Genomic DNA, 12,343 nt, shown 5'->3' on the forward strand with positions numbered 1-12,343 from the left:
AGCTACAAAGTTAATATGACAAATTAAAGAAGGTGTGAACTTATGAAGGATAAAATACTAGAAACAATAAAACAATATGAGACAATTATTGTTCATCGCCATGTTCGCCCAGACCCGGATGCTTACGGGTCACAAGGGGGATTAGTAGAAATTTTGCGTACTTCCTTTCCAAATAAACAAGTGTATGCTGTTGGTAAGCCCGATCCTTCACTTGAGTTTTTAAAAAAACTCGATGTAATCTCGGATGAAACCTTTCATGGAGCACTCGTTATTGTTTGCGATACGGCAAATGAAGAAAGAATATGTGATCGTCGCTATTCTTTAGGTGATAAGCTAATTAAAATTGATCATCACCCGAACGAAGATGCTTATGGTGATCTACTTTGGGTAGATACGACGGCATCATCTGTGAGTGAGATGATTTACGATTTCTATTTATTTGGTGCTGATAAAGGGCTAAAAATGAATGATGAAGCAGCACGATTGATTTATGGTGGTATCGTTGGGGATACAGGAAGATTTTTATACCCAAGCACGACGCAAAAAACATTTGATTACGCAGGGGAGTTAATCAAATATTCGTTCGATCGAAATGAATTATATGACAAATTGTATGAGCTAGATCCAAAAGTGATTAAATTACAAGGATATGTTTTGCAAAACTTTAAAATGTTTGAAGATGGTGCGGCAGTTGTGAAACTAAGTGCGGACATTCTTAAACAATTTGAAGTCATTCCTTCAGAAGCCTCATTACTTGTAAGTTCATTAGGGAATGTCCGAGGAATGAAAGCGTGGTGCTTCTTTATTGAAGAAGAGGACCAAATTAGGGTTCGATTACGCTCAAAAGGACCAGTTATCAACCAAATTGCAAAAAAATATAATGGCGGGGGCCATCCATTGGCTGCAGGTGCCTCTATTTATTCTTGGGATGAAGCCGAACATGTAATAAACGATTTAAAGGCTGTTTGCAAAGACTAGAGTTTATGCTCTAGTCTTTAATTCAGCCTTAATTCGAGTTCGATACTAATCGTTGTATAAAAAATCATTGATTTTATGACATATCTATATGGACGATTATTAAATTTTACTGTCTTATTTTCAATTGCTTTTATTATTAACTCTTTATTTTTAACTGTATTGTTTAAGTCATTTGCAATTAAAGATTTCAAGTCTTCCTTTACCTTATTCTCCGCTTCAATTTTACTTTGTAAATCGATATTATACTTTTCAAAGTCTGTTATTTTCACTTGAACATTTTGAATAATTAATAGCTCCGCATTTTTTCGATTTAACTCTTTATACTCATCTTGCCAAATTTTTATGTCTTGTTTTAAATTATCGATTGTTTCTTGTTGGAATTTTATTTTCTTTGCATGTTTTTCCTGCATAACACCATACATAAATAAAAAGACAAGCCAACTAATACAGCCGCCGATAACGATGCCGGCAATGAATCTTTGCCATGAAGGACGATGATACAATGGTGGAATTCTCATTGGATTTCCTCCTGTGTTAACCATAGTATGATAAGCGCTGCAGTATTCGCCCCTCCCATTGCCGATAAGATTAATAGAAATTGTTTAAATAAATCTTTAATTTCTCCATTCAAAAAGCCTTTTTCAAAGCTATATACAGTATCAAATGTCCCGCCAATGGCTGCAATAATGGCCCAAATCCGCAAATTTTTTGAAATCTTCGTAATCCCCGTTAAAACTTGTTCTCCAGTGATAAATGTTGCCAAGCCGGCCCCAATTAAAGACCCGCCTATCATTACACCGAAGGCGATAAAAAAACTATTAAAAAAGGCAGGGAAGAATGCTTCGTCCATTGAAATCACTCCAAACTGTATAACCATTCACTATTAATATATATGGGACAACTAACGCTGATATGTAATGGAATCCGAAAAAATAAAAGTTAATATGGGAACATATTTTCTTTTTTTTAATGGAGGTCTTATAATATGAATAAAGATTTCAATTGAAAGGTGGGAAGAGAATGTCATTTGTCCATTTACAAATAACAACTGCATATAGCTTATTATCTAGCACTATCTCAATTAAAAAACTAGTTGAAAAAGCTAAAGAGCTTCAATATCATACATTGGCTATTACCGATCGAAATGTACTTTACGGTGTCATTCCGTTTTATAAAGAATGTATAGAAAATCAGATTAAGCCAATTATCGGATTAACAATAGATGTTATCAGTGAAATGGATAAAGAAACATCTTATCCACTCGTTCTATTAGCTAAAAATACAACGGGATATAATAACTTATTAAAACTTTCAAGTACAGTCCAAACAAAATCACCAAATGGTATTCCGATAAAATGGTTAAAAGGGTACCATAAAGGGTTATTTGGCTTTACACCCGGAATAAATGGCGAAATTGAACAGTATTTATTGCGCGGAGAAGAAGAAAAAGCTGAAAAAATCGCAACTATTTTTAAAAATATTTTTGAAGAGGATTCTTTCTATTTTTCTATACAGAATCATCAGCTTCCTGAAGAAAAGATAATAGAAGAAAAGCTCGTTCACCTTTCAAAAAAATGCAAGATAAAACTTATCGTTACGAATGATGTGCAATATTTGGAAAAGAGTGACAGCTTTAGTCATGAATGCTTACTTGCTATCAATGAAAATAAGAAACTTAGTGATGATGATCGAAAAAAACTTCCTTCAGAAGAATATGATTTGAAAGATAAACAAAGTATGGTTGAAGCGTTCTCCGAACATATAAACGCATTAGAAAATACAGTACTTGTAGCAAATTCGTGTCAATTACAAATTGAAATGGGGAGAAAACTTCTTCCAAAATTCCCATTACCACCGGGAGAAACCTCTGACCAAGCATTAAAGGAATACTGTGAACAGGGATTGCGAGAAAGATTTGATCACCCAGAACCGATTTATTGGGAACGTTTATCTTATGAATTAACGATAATTAATCAAATGAAATTTAGTGATTATTTCCTTATTGTTTCGGATTTTATGAAATTTGCCCGTAATAACGGAATATTAACTGGTCCCGGACGAGGTTCAGCAGCTGGCTCTCTTGTCGCCTATGTATTAAAAATTACGAATGTCGACCCAATTGAACACGACTTACTTTTTGAACGCTTTTTAAATCCTGAGCGAATTACAATGCCCGATATTGATATTGATTTTCCTGATCATCGCAGGGATGAGGTCATACAATATGTAACTGAAAAGTATGGGCAATTACATGTAGCACAAATTATTACGTTTGGAACATTTGCTGCTAAAGCTGCGGCAAGAGATGTCGCTAGGGTATTTGGCTTTAATACAAAGGAATTAGAGCAATTGTCAAGGATGATTCCAAGTAAACTCGGTATAACATTAAAGCAAGCGTTTAAGGAATCAAAGAAACTTCAGGAATTTGTTGGAGAATCTGAATTACATCAAAAACTTTTTCAAACAGCATTAAAAATTGAAGGAATTCCACGTCATGTTTCAACACACGCAGCAGGTGTCGTCATCAGTGAAGAACCACTAGTTAACCTTATCCCCATCCAAGATGGACATACAGGTAGTTATTTAACACAATATCCAATGGACATCTTAGAAGAGATTGGCTTATTAAAGATGGATTTTCTAGGTCTACGGAATTTATCGCTAATTGAACGGATCATAACAAGTATTCAAAAAGGTACTGGCAGTAAAATAAATATCGATCAAATTCCTTTAGATGATGAAAAGACCTATCAATTATTAAGTGAAGGAAACACAACAGGTGTTTTCCAGTTAGAATCGGAAGGGATGCGAAGTGTTTTAAAAAGGTTAAAACCAACTGATTTTGAGGATATTGTCGCAGTTAATGCGCTTTATCGTCCCGGTCCAATGGAAAATATCCCTTTATACATCGATCGAAAACATGGAAAAGAAATGATACAGTATCCACATCAAGATTTAGAACCAATTCTAAAGAAAACGTATGGCGTTATCATATACCAGGAGCAAATTATGCAAATTGCCTCAAGAATGGCTGGTTTTTCGTTAGGAGAAGCGGATTTACTTCGAAGGGCTGTAAGTAAAAAGAAGAAAGATGTGCTAGATCATGAAAGGATTCATTTTGTAAAAGGGGCTATTAATAATGGTTATAACGAGAAAACAGCCAATGAAATATACGATTTAATTGTCCGATTTGCTAACTATGGATTTAACCGAAGCCATGCGGTTGCCTATAGCTTTATCGCATACCAACTCGCATATTTAAAAGCTCATTTCCCGCTATATTTTATGGCTTCATTATTAACATCAGCTATTGGAAATGCAGATAAAATTGCACAATATATACGAGAAGCGAAACAGATGAATATTCAAGTGCTTCCACCATCTATTAACAAAAGTCATTACTTTTTTAAAGTGGAAAAGGGTGCCATCCTCTTTAGTTTAGCGGCGATAAAAGGGCTAGGTGGTGTAGCACTAAAGGATATTTTACATGCAAGAGCATCGAAGCCTTTTAGTGATTTATTCGACTTTTGCATTCGAACGACACATCTTTCTATTAATCGGAAAACGATTGAAAATCTAGTGTTTTCCGGAGCGTTTGATGAGTTTCAGGTTGATCGTGCAACACTTTTGGCAAGTATTGATGTAGCCTTGCAGCATGCTGAACTCGTCAATCCAAGTGACAATATGGAAGACTTATTTTCTGATGATGAATTTTTTCAAATTAAACCAAAGTATGTGGAAATGGAACCAATTAGTATTATCGATAAACTTTCTTTTGAAAAACAAGTACTCGGACTGTATTTATCAGACCACCCTATTCGTCCATTTCAAGATTTAATTAACAATTATACGAATGACACGATAATTTCTATTTCTAATCATCAAAAACACGTGAAACTAGGAGTTTACTTAAATGAAGTAAAAACCATCCGTACAAAAAAAGGGGAACAAATGTGTTTCGTTAAAATTAGTGATTCCAGTGGTGAAATGGAAGGGGTATTATTTCCGAAAAGTTATCGACAATACAGTAGATTATGTAAACAAGGGCAAGTAGCACTACTTGAAGGAACGGTTGAAGTAAGAAATGATTCAACACAATTAATTATACAAAAAATGATCGATATGAAAGATTTAGAAGACGCCAATAAGAAACTTTTTCTTCGTATTCCATATTTGTTTCAGTCCCATGAAAGTTTAAGCCGTATTAAGGAAATCATTCAATCACATCATGGGAGTGTTCCTGTTATTTTATTTTATGAACATACGCAAACAACGATTCAACTTCCTAGAATGGATTGGGTCAATCCTACTAATCAATGTTTAGAGGAGCTAGTCCGTTTATTAGGTAAGCAAAATGTGATTTTGCAATAGGATTCTACTTTTTTACGAATAATAACTTAAGTTCTGTAAACAAGTTTAATATTATTTTTCACTAAAAAGGGAAATATGTTATATTATTTAATAGACCAATGTGGTCAGACCACCTAATTGTTTATCGTTTGTAGTAAAAAGGAGTGGAAACTTTGACTTTGCGAGAAGAAGCGCTACATATGCATCGTATAAATAAAGGAAAACTAGAATCTAAATCAAAAGTTACTGTAAAGAATGCAAAAGATTTAAGTTTAGCATACTCACCGGGAGTAGCAGAACCATGTAAAATGATCTATGACAAACCTGAAACTGTATATGAATATACGATGAAAGGCAATATGGTTGCTGTTGTAACCGATGGAACGGCTGTTTTAGGATTAGGGAATATTGGACCGGAGGCAGCGTTACCTGTTATGGAAGGAAAAGCAGTATTATTCAAAAGTTTTGCCGGTGTTGATGCGTTTCCTATCTGTTTGAATTCAACGGATGTAGATAAAATTGTTGAAACGGTTAAACTGTTGGAGCCTACTTTTGGTGGTGTAAACTTAGAAGATATTGCTGCACCAAATTGTTTTGAGGTCGAAGAAAGACTGAAAAAAGAAGCGAATATTCCTGTTTTTCACGATGATCAGCATGGAACGGCGATCGTAACTGTTGCAGGTCTTGTTAATGCATTAAAACTCGTCGGTAAGAAAATGTCTGAAATAAAAGTAGTTGCCAGTGGTGCCGGAGCAGCCGGAATTGCCATTATTCGTCTCCTTTACCATTACGGTGTACGCGATATCATTATGTGTGATTCAAAAGGGGCTATTTTTGAAGGTAGAACTTTCGGAATGAATGATATCAAATCCGAAGTGGCGAAATACACAAATCGTGAGCGTAAAGAAGGAGCCCTTGCAGATGTCATTGAAGGCGCCGATGTATTTATTGGTGTTTCAGTAGCAGGTGCATTAACAAAAGAAATGGTAGAATCGATGAAAACAGATGCCATTATTTTTGCTATGGCAAATCCGGATCCGGAAATTATGCCGGACGATGCAAAACAAGCAGGTGCGAAAGTGATTGGGACGGGTCGTTCCGATTTTCCTAATCAAGTAAATAATGTTCTTGCTTTTCCTGGAATTTTCAGGGGAGCATTAGATGTTCGAGCAACACATATTAATGAGGAAATGAAAATAGCGGCTGTTGAAGCAATTGCTGAATTAATAAGTGAAACTGAATTAAACGCTGATTATGTTATCCCACGTCCTTTCGATCCACGTGTTGCACCTGCAGTAGCAGCGGCTGTTGCAAAAGCAGCAATGGAAACAGGTGTTGCGAGGATAAAAGTCGACCCCGAAGAAATTAGAGAAAGAACAAAGAGACTTGCTATTATTGGAAAAGGTGAGTGATTTGTTCGGTGAACAAAAATATAAGCAAAACGAAGGTATATCTTGAAATTGTCGACCAAATTCGTCAAATGATTTATGAAGATGGATTAGTTTCAGGTGATAAACTTCCTTCTGAGCGTGAACTCTCGGAGCGTCTCAAAGTTGGACGCTCCTCTGTAAGAGAAGGTCTGAGGGCCTTAGAGTTACTAGGCTTGATCGAAACTCGCCGAGGAGAAGGTACATTTCTCCGGGATTTCACAGACCACCATTTAGTTGATTTATTAAGTACGTTTATATTACAAGATGATAAAGTGAAAAATGATGTGAAAATAACGAAAGAACTAGTTGAAAAGGATGCAATAAGATTAGTAATTAATAATTTGGATCGTCCATCTATTGAATTGATAAAATATAAATTAGAACAAGGCGACCTTACATTAGAAGATGATTTTTTTCTTGAAATTGTACAACTTTCAAATATCCATCTTCTTTTTAAAATTTGGTTATTATTAAAAGAATATGCATCACAATTAAATGGTTCTCGCGAAATTAAGGATATAAAACCATATTTACAATTACTACATACAATAGTAGAAGAAAATTTGCCTTTATCATTGCAATTTTATGATGACTTAAAAAATATGTCGAAGTAAATACGACAAACTTTAGCAATATTTTCGTTCATCTTCAATTATATTGGACAAGAAGAATCTATTTATAAAAAATATTCTAAGCTATTTTGTGGTATCAGCCTTTTAAAGGAGGATTTACTTTTGCTGAAAGATTTTTTTACTAAACCAAAGAAAAGAAAGTATGCTACAATACCATCGGAAGCTGCTAAGCATGATGTGCCTGAAGGCATTATGTCAAAATGTCCAAACTGTCGTAAAATCCTATATACGAAAGAGCTTCAAAAAAATTTAAAAGTGTGTAATCATTGCGGTTATCATCATCAAATGAATGCATTTGAACGAGTAGAAAGCTTTATAGATGAAGGAACTTTTCAAGAATTTGATCGTCAGCTACTATCGGAGAACCCTCTAAATTTCCCTGATTATCTTGAGAAATTACAAAAAGATCAACAAAAAACAAATATGAATGAAGCTGTTTTAACTGGTAGTGGAAAAGTGAATGATCATCAAGTTGTTATTGCTATCATGGATTCAACTTTCCGTATGGGAAGTATGGGATCAGTTGTAGGTGAAAAAATTACAAGAGCAATTGAGGAAGCAGATAAACTGAGTGTGCCGTTTATTATTTTCACAGCTTCCGGTGGAGCAAGAATGCAAGAAGCCGTTCTGTCTTTAATGCAAATGGCGAAGACAAGCGCGGCATTAAAACGTTTTAGCGATAATGGGGGTCTCATTATTTCTATTATGACTCACCCAACTACCGGTGGTGTGTCAGCAAGCTTTGCTTCCTTAGGTGATTATAATTTTGCCGAGCCGGGAGCATTAATAGGCTTTGCTGGAAGAAGAATTATAGAGCAAACTGTTCGTGAAGAGCTTCCCGAAGATTTTCAGACTGCTGAATTTTTGTTAAAGCACGGACAACTGGACGCCGTAATTAACCGATTAGACTTAAAGGGAACAATTACGACAGTACTAGAAATTCATGAGCAAGTAGGTGAGTTGCCATGGTAAATGAGTTGGAATTTGAAAAACCATTAAGCGAGCTTCAGAAAAAAATCGCTGAGCTAAAAGAGTTTACAAAAAACTCAGATGTTGATTTATCAGATGAGATTGAGAAGCTTGAGACTAGATTAAAAAAATTAGAAGCCGATATTTACGAAAATATGCAACCATGGGACCGGGTACAAATAGCTAGACATCCAAATAGACCTACAACATTGGACTATATCCCTTATCTATTTTCTGATTTTATTGAGTTGCATGGTGATCGTTTTTTTGGCGATGACGAAGCGATTGTTGGCGGTATCGCAAAATATAAAGGTCTTCCAGTAACGATTATCGGACAGCAACGGGGAAAAGATACGAAGGAAAACATCCGTCGTAATTTTGGGATGCCCCATCCTGAAGGCTATCGAAAAGCACTTCGCTTAATGAAGCAGGCGGATAAATTTAATCGACCAATTATAAGTTTTATCGATACGAAAGGCGCTTTTCCGGGGAAAGCTGCTGAAGAAAGAGGAATTTCAGAATCAATTGCCCGAAACTTATTTGAAATGGCTGGTCTCAAAGTACCTGTAATATGTATCGTTATTGGTGAAGGGGCAAGTGGAGGAGCACTTGGTATCGGTGTAGGAAATCATATACACGTCATAGAAAATTCTTGGTTCTCAGTCATTGCTCCGGAGTCAGCTGCAACGATTTTGTGGAAAGATTCATCCCAAGCAAAACGGGCAGCAGATATTATGAAAATTACTGCTCCTGATTTGAAAAAATTAGGTGTTATAGAAGAAGTAATTCCGGAAGTAAAAGGTGGCGCTCATAAAGATGTTGCTACCCAAGCCGAGTCTATTGACCATGTGTTGGAAAAATCACTAAAAGAATTAGTTGGTTTATCTGCTGAGGAACTTATTGAGCAGCGCTATAATAAATATCGAGTTATAGGAGAGTTTACTGAGTTAAAGGATATCGCAGAAATTTCAAAATCCTGATATCGATAATTGAGTATTAAACGAGCAATCGGACGAATCCGATTGCTTAGTTGTTTTTCCTTTTCCTTTAAAACAGTTATTGTTTGTGGACTTACTTATAAAATGATATTTTAGAAATATTAACTAGTACTCTTGTCGATAATATTGTTATAATTATAATTTTTGATTTAAGTGAGTACGATTTTACATATTAGAAATTTTGAGGTGACTATAATGAAACGTATTGGTGTTTTAACTAGCGGTGGAGATGCGCCGGGAATGAATGCGGCTATTCGTGCGATTGTTCGTAAAGGTATTTATCATGGATTAGAAGTGTTTGGTGTTTATAACGGCTATAGCGGCCTAATTAATGGGAAAATAGAAAAACTTGAGGTAGGATCTGTTGGTGATATTATTCATCGTGGAGGAACAATGCTCCATTCGGCTCGATGTCTAGAATTTAAGACACAGGAAGGGCAGCAAAAAGGTATCGAGCAAATGAAAAAATTCGGGATTGAAGGTTTAGTCGTTATAGGTGGAGACGGTTCTTATCAAGGCGCAAAGGCTTTAACAGAACACGGCTTTCCATGTGTTGGGGTTCCGGGAACAATTGATAATGATATCCCGGGAACTGATTTTACGATTGGTTTTGATACAGCGATAAATACAGTGTTAGATGCGATTGATAAAATTCGTGATACTGCTTCATCACATGAAAGAACGTTTATAATTGAGGTAATGGGCAGGGATGCAGGGGATATCGCTCTTTGGTCCGGATTAGCAGGTGGTGCTGAAACAATTCTAATCCCTGAAGACAATTATGACATGAATGAAATTGCGGAACGTTTACGAAAAGGGAATGACCGTGGAAAGAAGCATAGTATTATAGTTGTTGCTGAAGGTGTGAAAAGCGGTAATGAATTTGCGAAAGAATTAGAGGAAGCAACTAATTTTGATACGAGGGTTTCCGTTTTAGGACATATTCAACGCGGCGGATCTCCTACTGCTAGCGATAGAGTTCTAGCAAGCAGACTTGGGGCAAGAGCTGTTGAATTATTATTGGAGGGTAAAGGTGGAAGAGCTGTTGGAATCGAAAATAATCAGCTCGTCGACTATGATATCCTTGAAATTTTAGGAACACCGCATAAAGTCGCTTTTGATATGTATCGTCTATCAAAGGAATTATCAATTTAAGCTTAAAGATTTGTTAAACGCACTGTTGCTTGTATTCAACAGCGAAGTTAAAAAAAGGGAGTAATTAACATGAAAAAAACAAAAATCGTTTGTACCATTGGTCCTGCAAGTGAAAGTATAGAAATGTTGGAAAAATTAATGAAAGCCGGAATGGATGTAGCTCGATTGAATTTTTCCCACGGTAGTCATGAGGAACACGAAGCAAGAATTAAAAACATCCGCACAGCAGCGGAAAACACAAATAAAACGGTAGCTATTTTACTAGATACAAAAGGTCCGGAAATCCGCACAAATGATATGGAAAATGGAGCAATTGAGCTTTGTGAAGGAAAAAACGTTACGATTTCAATGGAGGAAGTTTTAGGAACAAGCGAAAAGTTTTCTATCACATATGAAGGCCTTATTAACGATGTTGATAAAGGATCGAAAATCCTTCTAGATGATGGTCTAATTGAATTGGAAGTTACTTCTATTGACAAGGACAAAAAAGAAATTAACACGAAAATAATGAATAGTGGTGTATTAAAAAATAAAAAAGGTGTTAATGTACCAGGAGTATCCGTTAATTTACCTGGGATTACAGAAAAAGATGCGAGCGATATTTTATTCGGAATTAAACAAGGCGTTAATTTCATTGCTGCTTCTTTCGTTCGTCGTCCTTCAGATGTGTTGGAAATTAGACAATTATTAGAAGAAAATAATGCTTTACATATCCACATTATTCCTAAGATCGAAAACCAAGAAGGTGTTGATAATATTGATGAAATCTTGGCAGTTTCTGATGGTCTAATGGTTGCCCGCGGTGATTTAGGGGTTGAGATTCCAACAGAAGCAGTTCCTCTTGTTCAAAAGGAATTGATAAAAAAATGTAATGAACTAGGTAAACCAGTAATTACCGCAACCCAAATGCTTGATTCAATGCAAAGAAATCCACGACCAACAAGAGCAGAAGCAAGTGATGTAGCAAATGCCATTTTTGATGGTACAGATGCCATTATGCTTTCAGGAGAAACTGCTGCAGGGTCCTATCCTTCAGAAGCTGTTCAAACGATGTATAATATTGCTATTCATGCTGAAAAAGCGTTAAATCACAGTGCGATTTTAGGGGAACGTAGTAAAAATAGTGATCACAAAATGACTGATGCTATTTGTCAATCCGTCGCACATACGGCGATAAATTTAGATGTAAATTCCATTATTACACCGACGGAAAGTGGTCATACTGCACGGATGATTTCAAAATACCGTCCTAAAGCACCGATTATTGCTGTTACATCGAATGAATCGGTATGTTTAAGTCTTGCATTAGTATGGGGAGTGTATCCTAGAATTGGACAAAAAGTAGAAACAACCGATGAAATGTTAGAGCTAGCTGTTCAAGAGGGCTTAAATACAGAAATTGTGAAGCACGGGGATTTAGTTATTATCACAGCGGGAGTACCGGTAGGTGAGGCAGGAACAACCAATTTAATGAAAGTTCATGTAGTTGGAGATATTGTTGCTAAAGGTCAAGGTGTTGGCAGAAAATCTGCATACGGTAAAGTAGTGACTGCCAAAAATGCTAATGATGCAAAAGCGCAAATTGTGCCCGGGTCAGTCCTCGTTACTTATGGTGTAGATAAAGACATGGTTCCGTTATTGAAAAAATGTACAGCACTCATTACTGAAGAAGGTGGTTTAACTAGTGATGCTGCTGTAGTTGGTATAAATTTAGGCATTCCGGTAATTGTTGGTGTGAAAAATGCTACGAATTTATTTACAAATGGACAAGAAATTACAGTAGATCCTGTACGTGGGGTTATCTACAATGGACATGCTAGCGTGTTATAAT

The 12,343-nt window shown here is 36.0% G+C and carries 10 protein-coding genes; 8 read left to right on the forward strand and 2 right to left on the reverse strand.

Annotated elements, in window-relative coordinates:
* Positions 1–42: 42 nt before the first annotated feature.
* The gene (locus B5V89_RS02240) at positions 43–978 is read left to right on the forward strand and encodes a DHH family phosphoesterase (RefSeq protein WP_107919902.1); all 936 of its coding nucleotides are present in this window, start codon (positions 43–45) and stop codon (positions 976–978) included.
* A 17-nt stretch (positions 979–995) separates the two neighbouring features.
* On the opposite strand, the gene ytrI is transcribed toward B5V89_RS02240, so the two are convergent.
* Positions 996–1,496: a sporulation membrane protein YtrI gene (ytrI, locus tag B5V89_RS02245; protein WP_066226936.1), complete on the reverse strand. Its 501-nt coding sequence runs from the start codon at positions 1,494–1,496 to the stop codon at positions 996–998.
* Positions 1,493–1,828, reverse strand: coding sequence for a sporulation membrane protein YtrH (gene ytrH, locus B5V89_RS02250; protein WP_066226942.1), 336 nt, complete (start codon positions 1,826–1,828; stop codon positions 1,493–1,495). The genes ytrI and ytrH overlap by 4 nt, the downstream gene beginning before the upstream one ends.
* A 170-nt stretch (positions 1,829–1,998) precedes the next feature.
* Here ytrH and dnaE point away from each other — a divergent pair, with 170 nt between their 5' ends.
* The 7 genes from dnaE (at position 1,999) to pyk (ending at position 12,342) form a co-directional block, all read left to right on the forward strand.
* Positions 1,999–5,349 (forward strand): DNA polymerase III subunit alpha, encoded by a 3,351-nt coding sequence (gene dnaE, locus B5V89_RS02255; protein WP_108070308.1) that lies wholly within the window; start codon positions 1,999–2,001, stop codon positions 5,347–5,349.
* A gap of 152 nt (positions 5,350–5,501) precedes the next feature.
* Positions 5,502–6,740, forward strand: a complete 1,239-nt coding sequence (ystJ, locus tag B5V89_RS02260) for an NADP-dependent malic enzyme (RefSeq protein WP_108070310.1) — start codon at positions 5,502–5,504, stop codon at positions 6,738–6,740.
* An 8-nt stretch (positions 6,741–6,748) separates the two neighbouring features.
* Positions 6,749–7,372, forward strand: a complete 624-nt coding sequence (locus tag B5V89_RS02265; protein WP_066226950.1) for a FadR/GntR family transcriptional regulator — start codon at positions 6,749–6,751, stop codon at positions 7,370–7,372.
* Between the two features lie 120 nt (positions 7,373–7,492).
* Positions 7,493–8,362, forward strand: coding sequence for an acetyl-CoA carboxylase, carboxyltransferase subunit beta (gene accD, locus B5V89_RS02270; protein WP_066226952.1), 870 nt, complete (start codon positions 7,493–7,495; stop codon positions 8,360–8,362).
* Complete coding sequence (accA, locus tag B5V89_RS02275) at positions 8,356–9,339, forward strand: acetyl-CoA carboxylase carboxyl transferase subunit alpha (protein WP_108070311.1); 984 nt, start codon at positions 8,356–8,358, stop codon at positions 9,337–9,339. The genes accD and accA overlap by 7 nt, the downstream gene beginning before the upstream one ends.
* Before the next feature lie 213 nt (positions 9,340–9,552).
* Entirely contained in the window at positions 9,553–10,512 is a 960-nt protein-coding gene (gene pfkA / locus B5V89_RS02280) for a 6-phosphofructokinase (protein WP_066226957.1), read from the forward strand.
* A 69-nt stretch (positions 10,513–10,581) separates the two neighbouring features.
* Positions 10,582–12,342 (forward strand): pyruvate kinase, encoded by a 1,761-nt coding sequence (gene pyk / locus B5V89_RS02285; protein ID WP_108070313.1) that lies wholly within the window; start codon positions 10,582–10,584, stop codon positions 12,340–12,342.
* Position 12,343 lies beyond the last annotated feature (1 nt).

It is taken from the genome of Heyndrickxia sporothermodurans (assembly GCF_003055045.1).
Taxonomy (GTDB): Bacteria; Bacillota; Bacilli; order Bacillales; family Bacillaceae_C; genus Heyndrickxia; species Heyndrickxia sporothermodurans.

What these genes read in the sequence shown, in the direction of transcription:
- pyk (WP_108070313.1), top strand. Translation starts at nt 10,582, where the DNA reads ATGAAAAAAACAAAAATCGTTTGTACCATTGGTCCTGCAAGTGAAAGT.
- B5V89_RS02240 (WP_107919902.1), top strand. Translation starts at nt 43, where the DNA reads ATGAAGGATAAAATACTAGAAACAATAAAACAATATGAGACAATTATT.
- dnaE (WP_108070308.1), top strand. Translation starts at nt 1,999, where the DNA reads ATGTCATTTGTCCATTTACAAATAACAACTGCATATAGCTTATTATCT.
- accA (WP_108070311.1), top strand. Translation starts at nt 8,356, where the DNA reads ATGGTAAATGAGTTGGAATTTGAAAAACCATTAAGCGAGCTTCAGAAA.
- ytrH (WP_066226942.1), bottom strand. Translation starts at nt 1,828, where the DNA reads ATGGACGAAGCATTCTTCCCTGCCTTTTTTAATAGTTTTTTTATCGCC.
- pfkA (WP_066226957.1), top strand. Translation starts at nt 9,553, where the DNA reads ATGAAACGTATTGGTGTTTTAACTAGCGGTGGAGATGCGCCGGGAATG.
- ytrI (WP_066226936.1), bottom strand. Translation starts at nt 1,496, where the DNA reads ATGAGAATTCCACCATTGTATCATCGTCCTTCATGGCAAAGATTCATT.